The sequence below is a fragment of the Psychrobacillus sp. FSL H8-0483 genome, assembly GCF_038637725.1.
Taxonomy (GTDB): domain Bacteria; phylum Bacillota; class Bacilli; order Bacillales_A; family Planococcaceae; genus Psychrobacillus.
Genome location: NZ_CP152052.1, coordinates 1,347,824 through 1,364,094 on the forward strand (window position 1 = coordinate 1,347,824; position 16,271 = coordinate 1,364,094).

Here is a 16,271-nt window from a genome sequence, read left to right on the forward strand (position 1 = left end):
ATAGATGAAGTTCGTTGTTAAAACTGATGTAGGTATGAAAAGGACGGTAAATGAAGATCGTGTAGATGTGTTTGTTCGCAAAGATCATCGAATACTAGCTGTTGTTGCAGATGGTATGGGCGGTCATAACGCTGGAGATGTAGCAAGTGAAATAGCTATTTCCGAATTTCAAAAGTATTTTCATGCTTACAATCCTTCTATTGTAAAAGCAAAAGATTGGTTAACGTATACATTTCAATCTATTAATCAGTCAATTGTTAGGCACTCATCCATCACGGCAGGCTGTGAAGGAATGGGTACTACGTTAATCGCTGGTCTGTTTGAAAATAATAAAGGTCTCATCGCACATGTAGGAGATAGCCGTGTGTATCACGTTACGAAAGAAATGGTTCAACAAATTACACGTGACCATTCTTACGTAAATGTCTTAATTGATTCTGGGGAAATTAGTGAAGAGCAAGCAAAAACGCATCCTAAGAAAAATGTATTGATGAAAGCAGTTGGAACGGAACGAACGATTCACCCGGATTTTTTTGAAGTAGAATTTCCCCAAAATTCTTATTTTCTTTTTTGCACGGACGGATTAAGTAACAAATTAAGTGAATCCTTTATACAGAACATACTTTTTTCGAATAAATCTCTCGAACAAAAAGGAGAGGATTTAGTGGAGGAAGCAAACAAATCTGGTGGAGAAGATAATATTTCATTAATCTTGTTATCAAACAACGCTGAGGAGGTGTAAGGATGTTAATAGGTAAAAGAATTAGTGGCAGATATAAGCTACTCGATATGATTGGTGGAGGCGGCATGTCAAATGTGTATTTAGCGCATGACATGATTTTAGACCGTGATGTAGCGATTAAAGTATTGCGCTATGATTTTTCAAATGAAGAAGAATTACGTCGACGTTTTCAACGTGAAGCACTATCTGCAACGAGCCTTACACACCCACATATTGTGAACATATATGATGTAGGAGAAGATGAGGATATTCACTATATCGTCATGGAATATGTCAAAGGTGAAACATTAAAACAATACATACAACAAAAAGCTCCTATTTCACCGGTTAAATCTGTCTCTATTATGAAACAGCTTACTTCAGCAATTTCAACTGCTCATAATAATCACATTATTCACCGTGATATTAAGCCGCAGAACATTTTGCTGGACGAGCAAGAAAATGTAAAGATTACAGATTTCGGTATTGCGATGGCGCTAAGTGCGACATCCTATACGCAAACCAATTCCGTATTAGGGACAGTTCATTATTTATCACCCGAGCAAGCGCGCGGAGGAACAGCTACGAAGCAATCAGACATTTATGCATTAGGGATTGTATTGTTTGAACTTCTTACGGGGCAACTCCCGTTTTCAGGAGAATCAGCAGTTTCGATTGCATTAAAGCATCTCCAATCAGAAACACCTTCCATTCGAGCAATCATTCCGACTATACCGCAAAGTTTGGAAAATGTTGTGCTAAAAGCCACAGCGAAGGATGCGAAGAATAGATATCGTTCTGCAGAGGAAATGGAAGCGGATTTAGCGACTGCTTTATCACCAGAAAGAGCAAGCGAGAAAAAGTTTGTTGTAGCTATTGACGAGGATGCAACAAAAGTTTTACCAATAATTAAAGAACCTGTTTCTTTTGAAGAAGTTTCTGAAACGAAAAAAATGCCAACTGCATCCGTGCCATTGGAAAAAAATAGTCCAAAACCGAAACAAAAGAAACGGAAAATTATTAGTGGTGTAATAGCTGGAATAGTATTATTAATATTACTAATGATTATTGTATTCCCAGGGTTATTTAAACCAGAAAAAATCGAAGTTCCTGATGTTGCAAATTTAGAACTTAAGGCTGCTATTGAACAGTTAGAGGCAGATGGATTTAAGGTTGGAGATCAAACAGAAGAGCCTTCGGATGAAGTGGAGGAAGGAAATGTTATTCGAACAACCCCTGAAGCAGGGAAGCTTCGTGATAAAGAAACCGAAATTCATTTGTTTGTTTCCTCTGGGAAGGAAACCTCTACCATGGAAGACTACACGGGAAGAGGCATCGATCAAGTCAAAACGTTGTTACAAAATCATAGTATCGATATAGAATATAAATTTTCGTCAGAAGCAGTTGGAACCATTTTAGACCAATCACCAAAAGCGGGGACGGAAATTATACCAGATGAAACAGACTTAGTGTTCACCGTAAGTAAAGGGTTAGAACTAAGAACAGTCAAAGATTTAACTGGATTTAACGAAAAGGCATTAAGTGACTATGAAAAAAGTACGGGATTAAAAATAGTCGTTAGAAATACGGTGAATTCTGAAAGTGAACCAAAAGGAAATGTTCTAGACCAAACACCTAACGCAAACGCAAAAGTGCCACCTGGCAGTACCATTGAGGTTACACTGTCGGATGGTCCAAAGGCAAAGGCTACTCGATTTTTTGTTAAAACTGTGACGATTCCTTATGAACAACCTCCAGAAAATGATGAAGGTAGCGATGATGAGAATGGGGAGGTAGTTGCACCAGAACAAATTGTTCGTATTTATATTGAAGATAATACGAGATCAATGACAGAGCCAGTAGAAGAATTTGTTTTGACAGAAACAATCCAAAAACAAATAAAACTAGAAATCAGTGAAGGTAAAGAAGCAGCGTATCGTGTGGAAGTAAATTCAGATATAATTGCAGTAGAAACGATTGCTTATGAGGATATAAATTAGGGAGGCTTTGGATGCCAAAAGGTCAAATTAGAAAAGCTTTGAGCGGATATTACTATGTATACGACGACAATGACAAGCTTATTCAATGTCGGGGTAGAGGCGTTTTTAGAAATAGGGGAGAATCTCCTTTAGTAGGGGACTTTGTCGATTACACGGTTGAAGGAAATAATGATGGTACAATTACGGTTATACATGAACGGAAAAATAACCTAGTTCGTCCCCCTATTGCCAACATAGACCAAGCCATTTTAGTGTTTTCCATTAAAGAGCCGGATTTCAACACCATATTATTGGATCGATTTTTAGTTGTCCTAGAATCATTTCAAATTGAGCCAATCATTTGCTTAACGAAGAGTGATTTAATGGACGAAAAAATGGAAAAAACAATGGAACAATATATGAAGGATTATGAACAAATTGGTTATCAACTATTGATGACCTACAAAGATGATCCGGAATTCGATGCCAAAATTGCCCCTCTCCTAAAAGGTAAAACGACCGTTTTAGCAGGTCAATCTGGTGTAGGGAAATCTACTTTATTAAATACGATCTTACCTTCACTTGACCTTAAAACTGGTGTTATTTCCAATGCGCTTGGTCGAGGAAAACACACGACGAGACATGTGGAGTTAATAGAAGTGTGTGATGGTCTCCTAGCAGATACACCTGGATTCAGTTCGTTTGAGTTTGATTTGATGGAAAAAGAAGAACTCACTTACTGTTTTCCAGATTTTGTAGCCAAACAAGATGACTGTAAGTTCCGTGAATGTATGCATGTGAAGGAACCGAAATGTGCCGTGAAAGATGCAGTCGAATCAGGAGAAATAAAAGATTATCGTTACAAACATTATTTGCAGTTCTTTGATGAAATAGTAGATAGAAAGCCGAGGTATTAATTATGGTGAAAATCGCCCCATCCATATTAGCAGCAAACTTTGCTAAGCTAGGAGAAGAAGTATTAGAAGTCGAAAAAGCGGGAGCAGAGCTTATTCATATTGATGTAATGGATGGACACTTTGTTCCGAATATTACAATGGGACCAATTGTTGTGGAGGCACTTCGTCCACTGACAAAGCTTCCTTTAGATGTCCATTTAATGATTGAAAATGCAGATCAGTATATTGAGGCTTTTGCAAAAGCCGGCGCTGACTATATTACAGTCCATGTCGAAGCCTCTCCACATCTTCATAGAACGATTCAATTGATTCGTTCATTTGGCGTGAAACCAGGAGTTGTGTTAAATCCTCATACACCAATAGAGTCTATTCAACATGTGTTAGAAGACATTGATATGGTTCTGTTCATGACAGTTAACCCAGGATTTGGCGGGCAAAAGTTTATTCACTCTGTCGTTCCTAAAGTGAAACAACTATCTGACATTATTAAAACAAGAAACTTATCCATTGAAATAGAGATTGATGGTGGAATAAATGAAGAAACGATTAAGCCATGTGTAGAAGCAGGTGCTACTATTTTAGTGGCAGGGTCAGCTATATACAATGCTCCAGACAAAGGAAAAGCTTTGCAAGCAATTAAAGAAGCTGGTTTAAGCGTAGCGGCGAAATGAAACGAGTAATTGTTTTCGCAGGAGGTCCATTAGAAGAAGTTGTTGATCTTAAACGGCTTCTTCTTTTGCAAGATGAAACTATTTTTATTGGTGCAGATAGAGGGGCTATTCATTTAATAGCAAAAGGAATAACGCCTGATGAAATTATTGGTGATTTTGACTCCCTTACAGATGAAGAATTACATATGCTCAAACTTAAAGTACGAAATGTTACGATATTACAAGCGGAAAAAGACGAGACAGATACCCATTTAGCTCTTCAAGAGGCCTTAAAATATAAGCCAGATGAAGTGATTTTAACTGGGGTGAGTGGTGGGCGGCTAGATCATTATGAAGCAGCTTTACATGACGTATGCCATTTTCAATTAAATCATCCAACTATTCCTTTTTCCATTCAAGATAAGCAGAATCGCATTCAGTTTTTATTTCCTGGAACCAATGAAGTGGAGAAATATACATATTTTAAGTACATTTCATTCTTTTCATTTGGCGAAATGGTAAAGAATATTACGTTAAAAGGATTTAAATATAACGTTGCTAATGAGAATATGGTGGTAGGGAATGCAAAATTTATTAGCAATGAACAAAAAGATCGAACAAGTACTATCTCTTTCACTGCTGGCATATGTTTAATGATAAGAAGCAGTGACTAAAAGGGAGGAATTGTGTGAAGGTCTACACATTTAGATTGCCTAAATCCGTCAGTAGTATTGTCAAGGTTTGCATTCGTTTGTTTAAGAAGGACGAAAAGAAGATGTAGGAAATGAAAAAATGCCAGGTCGACAGTAGTCGCCCTGGCATTAATTATGAGTACGATTAAACGCGCTCAATTTTTCCTGATTTTAAAGCTCTAGCAGAAACCCATACACGTTTAGGTTTACCGTCAACAAGAATACGGACCTTTTGAAGGTTTGCCCCCCATGTACGCTTAGTAGCGTTCATTGCGTGAGAACGAGCATTACCAGAACGAGCTTTACGCCCAGTGATTGCACATACTTTTGGCATTATATTTCCTCCTTTAAAAAAGAAGCTGAAAGATTTTTCAGTTCGATATTTCACATACTTTAATAATTTACCACAGACTTTTATTATACGCAAGGCTTATCAAGAAAAAAACCTTTACAGACAAAAAGTGTCCAATATTATAAAAGTGCGCAACACAGCATCTGTTTAATTGTCTTTATCTCGTTCGGAGTAGGCTTTGTGTGTTCGAAAGGTATTTTGTCGCGTTCACAGCATTTTTTGTCTCACTCTACCATTTATTGTAGGGCATGAGACTCATGCGGGAAAGTGAGACAGACGAGACCTCGCACGTAGCGTAAGCGAAGGAGGAGGCACGTCGCTCGCCCGCGGAAAGCGAATGCGAGAGCGCTAAATCCTAGCGGTAACTATTTATGCGCACTATTTTAAAGCAGTGAAACTGTAGACGAAAAGAAACGTTTCTTTTATAATTTCAATGGGTGTAGTACAATAAAGGATAGTCAAAAAGGACTTGGGAGGTTTCAACATGTCAATTGAATTGAATAACGAATTCGGACAAATCGATATATCACAAGATGCAGTTGCTCAAATTGCTGGCGGAGCCGCAATGGAGTGCTACGGGATCGTTGGTATGGCGTCAAAGCATCAAATTAGAGATGGTTTAACAGATATATTAAGAAAAGAGAATTTCACTAAAGGCGTTCTAGTGAGACAAGAAAAAGAGGATCTACATATTGATATGTATATTATAGTAAGTTACGGAACGAAAATTTCTGAAATAGCTTATCAAGTACAATCCAAAGTGAAGTACACACTAAATAAATCTCTTGGTATGTCTGTGAAATCCGTAAATGTCTATGTTCAAGGAGTTCGCGTGGCAAACGTGTGATTAAGGAGAGAAAATAATGAAATCAATTAATGGTATTCAATTTGCAGATATGGTCAAGATGGGAGCACATCATCTTTTCCAAAATGCAGATTACGTCGATGCATTAAATGTATTTCCTGTACCAGATGGTGACACAGGAACAAATATGAACCTTTCAATGACTTCCGGTGCAAAGGAAACAGCTGCGAATACTGGAGAGCATATTGGGAAAACAGCACAAGCTCTATCTAAAGGCTTACTTATGGGAGCCCGCGGAAATTCAGGTGTTATTTTATCACAACTCTTCAGAGGTTTTGGAAAGTCTATCGAGCAAAATGCTACATTAGATGCAAAACAATTTGCACAAGCCTTACATTACGGTGTCGAGACAGCTTATAAAGCAGTAATGAAGCCTGTGGAAGGTACCATTCTAACAGTAGCGAAGGATTCTGCGAAGAGAGCTGTAGAAGTAAGTGGAACAGTTGAAGACATTCGCGAGTTAATGACAGCAATTGTGGAAGAAGCAAAACAATCATTAAATAGAACACCAGACCTATTGCCTGTTTTAAAAGAAGTAGGAGTAGTAGATAGTGGTGGGCAAGGACTTGTTTTCGTTTATGAAGGCTTCCTAGCGAGCTTGAAAGGCGAAGAACTACCAGAGAAGACAGTTAGTTCCTCCATGGATGATCTTGTAAATGCAGAACACCACAAAAGTGTACAAGGGTTTATGGACACTGCTGATATCGAATTTGGTTTTTGTACAGAATTTATGGTTCGGTTTGAAGAGGGTAAAAAAGCCTTTGATGAAACAGTATTCCGCAATGATTTAAGCGCGTATGGAGATTCTTTATTAGTAATCTCCGATGATGACATTGCTAAGATTCATATTCACTCCGAAACTCCAGGTGAAGTGTTATCATATGGTCAACAATACGGAGACTTGATAAAAATAAAAATCGAGAATATGCGCCAACAACACACTGAAATCGTTGAAGCGGGAACCTCAAACGAGATGCCAACGAAAAAAGCAGAAAAACATCCTTATGCCGTTGTAACGGTTGCAATGGGATCTGGTGTTTCGCAACTGTTGAAAAGCTTAGGTGCATCGGCTGTCATTGAAGGCGGTCAAACGATGAATCCTTCTACAGAGGATATTGTGAAAGCAATTGAAGCTGTTGGTGCAGAACGAGTACTGATCTTACCAAATAACAAAAATATTATTATGGCTGCTGAACAAGCAGCGGAAGTTTTAGGGATTGAAGCCGCTGTAGTGCCGACAAAAACTATTCCTCAAGGAATGGCAGCAATTTTAGCGTTTAATGCTCAAGTGACTGTAGAAGAAAATCAGAAGAATATGACTGCTGCATTTGCTCATGTGAAAACAGGTCAAATTACTTTTGCTGTTCGAGACACGTCTATAGACGGTGTCGAAATTAAAAAAGATGATTTCATGTCCATTGCGGAAGGGAAAATCATTCTTTCCAATCCTTCTAGAGTAGAAGCTGCAACAAACTTAGCAAAAGCATTGATTGATGAAGAAGCAGAAATTGTTACTGTCATTTACGGTGAAGACGTTACAGAACAAGAAGCGAAAGAATTTGCTACATATATTGGAGAGCAATTTGAAGATATTGAGGTTGAACTGTATAACGGCAAACAACCTTTATATCCTTATATTTTATCTGTTGAATAATACAAAACCGCGTGGAGAATTTATCCACGTGGTTTTTGATTTACTATAACTTTGTTTAATATATCTATTAAGTGTAAAATAGATTTATTAAATAATAAATTGGAGGTCTGTTAATTGAAATTCAAGTCTGTTTTTGACATAATTGGACCCGTTATGATTGGACCATCCTCTTCCCATACAGCTGGAGCAGCACGCATCGGTCGAGTTGCACGAGATTTATTTGGAAAGCAACCTACTTGGGCTAAAATATATTTGTATGGATCTTTTGCGGAAACGTATAAAGGGCATGGGACAGATATAGCGATAATCGGTGGATTACTTGATTACGATACATTTGATGAGCGTATTAAAACTGCTTTTGAAGACGCGGAAAAAGTAGGACTTTCATTTGAATTTATTCCAGAAACAGCTCATACGGAACATCCAAATACGGCGCGTATTGTTATTGGTGATGGCCAGCAAGAGATGTCGATGGTTGGAATATCGATAGGTGGGGGCAAAACGGAAATTACAGAATTAAATGGATTCCCTCTTCGACTGTCTGGTAACTTAGCAGCTATTTTGGTTGTACATGAAGATCGTTCTGGATGTATTGCTAGCGTTTCCAATTGTTTAGCGAAGTATGATATTAATATTGGTCATATGGAGGTTTCTCGAAAAGAGAAAGGGAACATGGCGTTAATGGTTATCGAAGTGGATCAAAATATTAACGAATCTATTTTAGTGGAGCTTGGTAAATTGCCAAATATTACTCAAGTTACAAGAATTGCAGATTAAGGAGGGATATCGTGGAGGTTTTATTTCACAATGTTCGTGAGCTAGTAGAAAGAGCGAATGAAGAGAAAAAGCTTATTTCTGAAATTATGATTGAGCAAGAAATTATGATAACCGGACGTTCGCGAGAAGAAATTATGAGTCAGATGGATCGTAATTTGACGGTCATGGAAGAAGCGGTGGAAAGAGGGTTAAATGGTGTCCGTTCTACCTCTGGATTAACTGGAGGAGACGCAGTTCTTCTGCAAGCCTATATGAAAAAAGGGAATACTCTTTCAGGAGAATTAATGCTAGATGCAGTAAGTAAAGCGGTTGCGACGAATGAAGTGAATGCTGCTATGGGTACTATTTGTGCTACACCTACTGCGGGTTCAGCTGGTGTTGTACCTGGAACGTTATTTGCGGTGAAAAATAAATTAAATCCAACTAGAGAGCAAATGATTCGCTATTTGTTTACTGCCGGAGCATTTGGCTTTGTTGTAGCGAATAACGCATCTATTTCTGGAGCTGCTGGTGGATGTCAGGCTGAGGTTGGTTCAGCCGCTGGGATGGCTGCAGCAGCGATTGTCGAAATGGCTGGAGGAACTCCTGCACAAAGTTCGGAGGCTTTTGCGATAACACTAAAGAATATGCTTGGTTTAGTTTGTGACCCTGTAGCAGGACTTGTAGAGGTACCTTGTGTGAAACGAAATGCTATGGGAGCTTCTAATTCTCTAGTAGCTGCAGATATGGCCCTTGCAGGTGTAACGAGTCGCATTCCATGTGATGAAGTAATCGATGCCATGTATAAAATTGGTCAAACAATGCCAACTTCCCTAAAAGAAACAGCTCAAGGCGGACTCGCTGCAACTCCAACTGGTAAATGGTTAGAGGCTAAAATTTTCGGTGGAGCAGTGGTAGGCAGTGGAAATTAAAAAGGATGAGTTAGTTACTTCCTTAAAAGGTGTGGGAAGTGGTACAGCTAACGCATTACATGAATTAGGGATTGTCACATTAGAGGATTTAGTCATGACATTTCCTTATCGACATGAAGATTTTCGATTAAAAAATTTAGCAGAAACCGCCCACAATGAGCGAGTAACAGTAGAAGGAAGGGTCGAGAGCGAGCCTTCTCTTCTTTTTTTAGGGAAAAATAAATCGAGACTGCAAGTTCGTTTATTAGCAGGACAGCATCTTATTAAAGCGGTATTCTTCAATCAAGCCTATTTAAAAACGAAGATTATACCGGGTTCTGTTGTTACGGTAACAGGTAAGTGGGACAGAGGTAGACAGGTTATTAATGTTAGTACTTTTTCTGCCGGTCCTAAAACAGATCAACAAGATTTTGAGCCAGTTTATTCTTTAAAAGGTTCCATAAGTCAAAAGATTTTCAGGAAATTTATGCGACAAGCCTTAGATGAAATACAGGGGTACCTAGTAGATCCTTTACCAGAATCGATTAGAGTGCCCTATCGTCTACCGAATATTTCGGAGGCATTAGAGGGAATACACTTTCCGCAAGATGCCGATCATTCCAAGAATGCTCGACGACGTTTTGTGTATGAAGAGCTCCTTACTTTTCAATTGAAAATGCAAGCGATTAAAAAAGCGCGCAAAGAACAAAATGTTGGGAATAGCGTTGCTTACAACAATGATATGGTGAAAAAGTTAATTGAATCATTACCATATGAACTAACGAATGCTCAAAAACGAGTTGTCAATGAAATTTGTCGAGATTTGAAGGAACCACATCGAATGAATAGACTTTTGCAAGGGGATGTAGGTTCTGGGAAAACAGTTGTAGCCGCTATTTGTTTGTATTCGGTCATTACCGCTGGATATCAAGGAGCTCTTATGGCCCCGACAGAGATTTTAGCGGAGCAGCATGCAAGCTCGTTAGACGAATGGCTTTCTCCGATTGGGGTTAAGATTGCCCTACTGACAGGTTCTACAAAGGCGAAAGCTCGTCGAATTGTATTAGAAAACTTAGAAGCTGGAAACATCGATTTACTAATTGGAACGCACGCTTTAATTCAACCGGATGTAAAGTTTAATCGCCTTGGCTTAGTTATTACAGATGAACAGCATCGATTTGGAGTTGAGCAACGGAGAGTATTGAAGGAAAAAGGTGAAAATCCTGATGTTTTATTTATGACGGCTACTCCAATTCCTCGTACTCTAGCGATTACTGCATTCGGTGAAATGGATGTATCGATTATCGATGAAATGCCAGCGGGACGTAAAAAAATCGATACACATTGGATGAAACATGATCAGTTGCACAAGCTAGTAGTCCGCTTAAAAAAAGAATTAGCAAATGGGCGACAAGCATATATTATTTGTCCGCTAATTGAAGAGTCGGAAAAACTAGATGTACAAAATGCTGTGGATGTGTACAATATGATGTCAGCGGAGCTTGGGAATGACTATTCTGTTGGTTTAATGCACGGACGACTTCATCCAGATGAAAAAGATGAAGTTATGCGTGATTTTTCGGAAGGTAAAGTTCATTTGCTTGTTTCGACTACGGTTGTAGAGGTAGGCGTAAATGTCCCAAATGCGACGTTTATGATTATTTTCGATGCAGAACGTTTTGGCCTAGCTCAGCTTCACCAGCTAAGAGGCCGAGTTGGTCGTGGTGAACATCAATCTTATTGTGTATTGCTCGCAGATCCTAAATCGGAAGAAGGTAAAGAACGAATGATGTCGATGACGGAAACGAATGACGGATTTGTTCTTGCGGAAAAAGATTTAGAACTTCGAGGCCCTGGTGACTTTTTTGGGAGAAAACAGAGTGGATTACCAGAATTCAAAATGGCAGATCTTGTGCATGATTATCGTGCATTGAATACCGCAAAAGCGGATGCCGAAAGGCTTTTGAACTCCGATGAATTTTGGAAGTCGGAGGAAATGGAAGGATTGCGGACAATTTTAATAAACTCCAAAGCGTTGGACGGAGAAAGAATTGATTAACGGAATGTGAGATTGATTTTGAATCAATTCTTGCATTCTTTTTTTAATATTTATATACTGATATTAGTACCAAGTGCTAAGATGGTGGTGATTGGATGAAATATACAAAAAAAGATAGACAAAAACTGCTTTTGGAAACATTAGATAAGAACCCGTTTATTACGGATGATAATTTGGCTTCCACTTTTAATGTGAGCGTGCAGACAATTCGTCTTGATCGAATGGAACTTTCCATTCCTGAATTACGGGAACGTATAAAATCAGTTGCAGCGCATAATTACGAGGAAGAAGTAAAGTCGCTTACGATTGAAGAAGTAATCGGAGAAATTATTGATATTGATTTAGATAAGCAAGCAATTTCTTTATTGGATATTACACCGGATCATGTATTTGCAAGGAATGGCATTGCGAGAGGGCATCATTTATTTGCGCAAGCAAACTCTTTGGCTGTAGCTGTTATTAATGATGAACTAGCACTCACAAGAAAATCAAAAATTACGTTTGTAAAGCCAGTAAAAGCTGGAGATAGAGTCATTGCAAAAGCGGTAGTATTAGCGAGTGACTCAGAAAAGAACAGTACATTGATTGAAGTGACTAGTAAAGTAGATAATGAGACCGTTTTTGTCGGGGAATTTAATATGTATCGAGTAACAATGTCTTAAAAAAAGGTGAGTATAAAATGAAAATTTCAATAGATGCAATGGGTGGAGACAACGCTCCACATGAAATCGTAAAAGGTGTGTATGAAGCTTTACAAGCTTTTGATGATATAGAAATACAACTGTATGGTGACGAACAAAAGTTAGCACCTCTTGTTACTGCACATGATCGATTACAAGTGATACATACGGATGAGGTTATAGAAGGTACAGATGAACCAGTGCGTGCTGTCCGTAAAAAGAAAAATTCTTCGATGGTGAAAATGGCGGAATCAGTGAAAAATGGAGAAGCGGATGCGTGTGTTTCAGCAGGAAATACAGGCGCTTTAATGGCAGCAGGATTATTTGTTGTTGGTCGTATTGACCAAGTGGAACGTCCAGCTCTTGCTCCAACCCTACCGACATTAGATGGTAAAGGATTTGTCATGCTTGATTTAGGAGCAAATTCAGATGCAAAACCAGAACATTTGGAGCAATTTGCTATTATGGGTAGCGTTTATGCAGAAAAAGTTCGCGGTATCAATAACCCGCGTATTGGTCTTTTAAATATTGGAACAGAAGATAAAAAAGGAAATGAGCTTACGAAAGCAGCATTTGCTTTATTAAAAGAAGCTCCAATTAATTTTGTAGGTAATGTGGAGTCTAGGGATTTATTGACTGGTGTAGCAGACGTTGTAGTAACGGATGGTTTCACAGGTAATATGGTTTTGAAATCGATTGAAGGAACTGCATCGGGGATTTTTACATTGCTGAAAGAGGCTTTCAATACTTCTACCAAGACAAAATTGTCTGCTCTTCTTGTCAAAGATCAATTGCGTGGATTAAAAAGCAAACTTGACTACTCAGAATACGGTGGAGCGGGTTTGTTTGGATTAAAATCTCCGGTTATTAAGGCACATGGTTCTTCTAATGCAAATGCTATTTTCCATGCTATTCGACAAGCGAGAACAATGGTAGAACATGATGTATGTGGCATTATCCAAAGTACTTTAAGAAAGGAATTACCAAATGACTAAAATTGCATTTATTTTTCCAGGACAAGGTTCACAATCGGTTGGGATGGGTCAACAATTTATCGAAGCTGATCGTGAAAGTAAAAAATATTATGAGCAAGCAGATGAAGTTTTAGGGTTTTCTCTCTCGAACATTATGTTAGAGGGACCGGCGGAAGAACTGACAAAAACGTATCACGCGCAGCCTGCTTTACTTACGACAAGTACAATGGTTGCTCAGAAGTTATTGGAAGCTGGTATTTCTCCGGATTATACAGCTGGTCATAGCTTAGGGGAGTATTCGGCACTTGTGGCATCGAATGTGATAAGTTTCGAAGATGCTGTTTTATTAGTTCATAAAAGAGGATTGTATATGAACGAAGCAGTTCCTGCAGGTGAAGGTGCTATGGCTGCAATTTTAGGATTAGATAAAGAAGCGTTAACTGAAGTGACCAATGAAGTTTCTACTAATGGTCAGGTTGTTCAAGTGGCTAACTTGAATTGTCCGGGGCAAATCGTAATTTCAGGAACTGTTGCAGGAGTGGAGACTGCTTCTGCAAAAGCGAAGGAAGCTGGAGCGAAAAGAGCGATACCATTAGTAGTAAGTGGACCATTCCATTCTGAATTAATGCGACCTGCTGCACAAAAACTAGATGCAGCTATTTCAGCTATTACGTTACAAAATACAACAACACCGGTTATTTCAAATGTAACGGCACTTCCAGTAACAGAAGCATCAAAGATGAAGAACTTATTGGTGGAGCAATTGTATTCACCGGTTCGCTGGGAAGAATCTGTGCAGAAAATGATCGAGCTTGGCGTAACCGTATTTATTGAATGCGGGCCGGGTAAAGTTCTTAGTGGATTAGTGAAAAAAGTCGATCGCTCTGTTACTACTTATTGCGTGTATGACGATGCATCATTGCAACAAGTAATTACTGAATTAGGAGAGATTAATAATGGGTAAATTAGATGGGAAATCAGTGATTGTAACAGGTGCTTCTCGTGGCATTGGAAAAGACATAGCACTTTATCTTGCAAAAGAAGGCGCAAAAGTTGCCGTTAACTATAGTGGAAGTCAAGAAAAAGCAGAAGCGGTAGTAGAAGAAATTAAATCTTTTGGTGGGGAAGCATTTGCAGTTCAAGCAAATGTAGATCAAGCAGAAGATGTCCAAAAATTAATTAGTACGACACTAGAAACTTTTGGTACAATTGATATTTTAGTAAACAATGCAGGTATTACGAGAGATAATCTTCTAATGCGCATGAAAGAACAAGAATGGGACGATGTACTTAACACAAACTTAAAAGGTGTTTTCCTATGCACGAAAGCTGTGACTCGACAAATGATGAAACAGAGACAAGGTCGTATTATCAATATCACTTCCATCGTTGGGGTATCGGGAAATCCAGGACAAGCAAACTATGTTGCAGCGAAAGCAGGGGTAATTGGGTTAACGAAATCCACTGCACTCGAGTTAGCGAGCCGCAATATTACGGTGAACTCTGTTGCACCTGGCTTTATTACGACGGATATGACGGATGCGCTTCCTGAAGAAGTGAAAAATCAAATGTTAAGTCAAATTCCACTCGCTAAATTTGGAAATCCAGAAGATATTGCAAAAGCAGTTGCGTTTTTAGCTTCGGATGATGCGAATTATATTACTGGACAAACTTTACATGTTAATGGTGGCATGTACATGTAATCTTCAGACTGAAGAGAAACGCTTTCATTAACTCTGAAGTAATGCCTTCAAAATTTGAATAACTCTTTCATTAAGTAGAAGTTTTTTGTATAATCATTGAGGGGAGGTGACAAATGTGTCAACAGTTTTAGAACGCGTAACTAAAGTAATCGTCGATCGTCTAGGTGTAGATGAAAGCGAAGTAAAATTAGAAGCATCTTTCCGTGATGATTTAGGTGCTGACTCTCTTGATGTAGTAGAACTAGTAATGGAACTTGAAGATGAGTTCGATATGGAAATTTCAGATGAAGATGCTGAAAACATTTCTACTGTAGGTAGTGCAGTTAGCTATATTGAAAGCAAACAAGGCTAATATCAAATACGCCTTGGCGTATTTTGCTCGGATAGTCAAGGGAATTAGCCTTAGAACATCGCATTAATGCGACTTCACGCACTTCTCGTGCTTGCTAGGTGAAATCCTTTATAATATCAATAGCAACAGAGACGTTCTACTTATTCGGATTGAATAGGTGGAGCGTCTCTATTTCTTTTTGCACATTAGTATATAAACAGGTAAACTTAAACGGATAGATGATAAGCAAGAAAGGCAGATTATTCATGAAAGTAAATCGTAAAAGTAGTCACACTAAAAAAGCAGTTTTTTCTGAAAGTGTGAAGGAGCAGTTTGAACATTTTCAACAGCATTTCCAAATTCAATTTAATAATCCGACATTATTGTATCAAGCCTTTACCCATTCATCTTATGTGAATGAGCATCGACGGAAGTTTTTCACCGATAACGAACGCCTGGAGTTCCTTGGAGACGCCGTTTTAGAGTTATCGGTATCTCAATATTTATTTCAGCAATATACGCTGATGAGTGAAGGGGAGCTAACAAAGCTTCGAGCAGCTATCGTTTGTGAGCCTTCTCTAGTACTATTTGCTAATGAACTTAACTTTGGCAAATTTGTATTGCTAGGAAAAGGGGAAGAGCTAACCGGAGGACGCGAAAGACCAGCGCTATTAGCAGATGTTTTTGAAGCATTTATCGGTGCATTATATTTAGATCAGGGATTGAATGTAGTCGTTTCATTTTTAGAAAAGATTGTGTTCCCTAAAATCGAAATCGGTGCTTTTTCGCATGTGATGGATTATAAAAGTCAATTACAAGAAGTTATTCAGCAACAAAATAATGGAATGCTAAGCTATGAAATCGTTGAGGAGAAAGGGCCGGCACATAACCGCACCTTCATATCTCGCGTTATTTTAAACACAAAGGAACTTGGAGTCGGCATTGGTCGTTCCAAAAAAGAAGCGGAACAACAAGCTGCTAGACTTGCGATACTCGCAATAAAGGATCAAGAACGGGAGGAATAATC

The 16,271-nt window shown here is 38.6% G+C and carries 18 protein-coding genes; 17 read left to right on the forward strand and 1 reads right to left on the reverse strand.

The window, feature by feature from the left end; genetic code table 11:
* The first annotated feature begins 4 nt into the window (after window positions 1–4).
* From MHB48_RS06195 to spoVM, 6 genes are read left to right on the forward strand one after another with little or no spacing between them, the layout of a single operon-like run.
* Window positions 5–742, forward strand: a complete 738-nt coding sequence (locus MHB48_RS06195; RefSeq protein WP_342600649.1) for a Stp1/IreP family PP2C-type Ser/Thr phosphatase — start codon at window positions 5–7, stop codon at window positions 740–742.
* A gap of 2 nt (window positions 743–744) precedes the next feature.
* A complete protein-coding gene (gene pknB, locus MHB48_RS06200; RefSeq protein WP_342600650.1) occupies window positions 745–2,721 on the forward strand; it encodes a Stk1 family PASTA domain-containing Ser/Thr kinase in 1,977 nt (658 codons plus the stop codon).
* An 11-nt stretch (window positions 2,722–2,732) separates the two neighbouring features.
* Entirely contained in the window at window positions 2,733–3,617 is an 885-nt protein-coding gene (gene rsgA, locus MHB48_RS06205; RefSeq protein WP_342600651.1) for a ribosome small subunit-dependent GTPase A, read from the forward strand.
* Between the two features lie 2 nt (window positions 3,618–3,619).
* Window positions 3,620–4,288 carry a ribulose-phosphate 3-epimerase gene (rpe, locus tag MHB48_RS06210; protein ID WP_340919043.1) on the forward strand — a complete coding sequence of 223 codons (669 nt, stop codon included), beginning with the start codon at window positions 3,620–3,622 and terminating at the stop codon, window positions 4,286–4,288.
* Entirely contained in the window at window positions 4,285–4,941 is a 657-nt protein-coding gene (locus tag MHB48_RS06215) for a thiamine diphosphokinase (protein ID WP_342600652.1), read from the forward strand. Before rpe ends, MHB48_RS06215 begins: the two co-directional genes overlap by 4 nt.
* A 14-nt stretch (window positions 4,942–4,955) precedes the next feature.
* Entirely contained in the window at window positions 4,956–5,048 is a 93-nt protein-coding gene (gene spoVM, locus MHB48_RS06220; protein ID WP_342600653.1) for a stage V sporulation protein SpoVM, read from the forward strand.
* Window positions 5,049–5,104: 56 nt separating this feature from the next.
* On the opposite strand, the gene rpmB is transcribed toward spoVM, so the two are convergent.
* Entirely contained in the window at window positions 5,105–5,293 is a 189-nt protein-coding gene (gene rpmB, locus MHB48_RS06225; RefSeq protein ID WP_142605779.1) for a 50S ribosomal protein L28, read from the reverse strand.
* A gap of 502 nt (window positions 5,294–5,795) precedes the next feature.
* Here rpmB and MHB48_RS06230 point away from each other — a divergent pair.
* The 11 genes from MHB48_RS06230 (at window position 5,796) to rnc (ending at window position 16,269) form a co-directional block, all read left to right on the forward strand.
* A complete protein-coding gene (locus MHB48_RS06230; RefSeq protein ID WP_340919050.1) occupies window positions 5,796–6,158 on the forward strand; it encodes an Asp23/Gls24 family envelope stress response protein in 363 nt (120 codons plus the stop codon).
* A 16-nt stretch (window positions 6,159–6,174) separates the two neighbouring features.
* On the forward strand, window positions 6,175–7,830 hold the full coding sequence (locus tag MHB48_RS06235) for a DAK2 domain-containing protein (protein WP_342600654.1): 1,656 nt from the start codon (window positions 6,175–6,177) through the stop codon (window positions 7,828–7,830).
* Window positions 7,831–7,944: 114 nt separating this feature from the next.
* On the forward strand, window positions 7,945–8,607 hold the full coding sequence (gene sdaAB, locus MHB48_RS06240) for an L-serine ammonia-lyase, iron-sulfur-dependent subunit beta (RefSeq protein ID WP_342600655.1): 663 nt from the start codon (window positions 7,945–7,947) through the stop codon (window positions 8,605–8,607).
* An 11-nt stretch (window positions 8,608–8,618) separates the two neighbouring features.
* Entirely contained in the window at window positions 8,619–9,518 is a 900-nt protein-coding gene (gene sdaAA / locus MHB48_RS06245) for an L-serine ammonia-lyase, iron-sulfur-dependent, subunit alpha (protein ID WP_342600656.1), read from the forward strand.
* Window positions 9,514–11,556, forward strand: a complete 2,043-nt coding sequence (gene recG, locus MHB48_RS06250; protein ID WP_342601309.1) for an ATP-dependent DNA helicase RecG — start codon at window positions 9,514–9,516, stop codon at window positions 11,554–11,556. The genes sdaAA and recG overlap by 5 nt, the downstream gene beginning before the upstream one ends.
* A gap of 95 nt (window positions 11,557–11,651) precedes the next feature.
* Window positions 11,652–12,218 carry a transcription factor FapR gene (fapR, locus tag MHB48_RS06255; RefSeq protein WP_342600657.1) on the forward strand — a complete coding sequence of 189 codons (567 nt, stop codon included), beginning with the start codon at window positions 11,652–11,654 and terminating at the stop codon, window positions 12,216–12,218.
* A 17-nt stretch (window positions 12,219–12,235) separates the two neighbouring features.
* Window positions 12,236–13,231, forward strand: a complete 996-nt coding sequence (plsX, locus tag MHB48_RS06260) for a phosphate acyltransferase PlsX (RefSeq protein WP_342600658.1) — start codon at window positions 12,236–12,238, stop codon at window positions 13,229–13,231.
* Entirely contained in the window at window positions 13,224–14,174 is a 951-nt protein-coding gene (gene fabD / locus MHB48_RS06265) for an ACP S-malonyltransferase (RefSeq protein ID WP_342600659.1), read from the forward strand. Before plsX ends, fabD begins: the two co-directional genes overlap by 8 nt.
* The gene (fabG, locus tag MHB48_RS06270) at window positions 14,167–14,913 is read left to right on the forward strand and encodes a 3-oxoacyl-[acyl-carrier-protein] reductase (protein ID WP_342600660.1); all 747 of its coding nucleotides are present in this window, start codon (window positions 14,167–14,169) and stop codon (window positions 14,911–14,913) included. Before fabD ends, fabG begins: the two co-directional genes overlap by 8 nt.
* Window positions 14,914–15,028: 115 nt before the next feature.
* Window positions 15,029–15,265 carry an acyl carrier protein gene (acpP, locus tag MHB48_RS06275; RefSeq protein ID WP_093263354.1) on the forward strand — a complete coding sequence of 79 codons (237 nt, stop codon included), beginning with the start codon at window positions 15,029–15,031 and terminating at the stop codon, window positions 15,263–15,265.
* A gap of 245 nt (window positions 15,266–15,510) precedes the next feature.
* Window positions 15,511–16,269 carry a ribonuclease III gene (rnc, locus tag MHB48_RS06280; protein ID WP_342600661.1) on the forward strand — a complete coding sequence of 253 codons (759 nt, stop codon included), beginning with the start codon at window positions 15,511–15,513 and terminating at the stop codon, window positions 16,267–16,269.
* Window positions 16,270–16,271 lie beyond the last annotated feature (2 nt).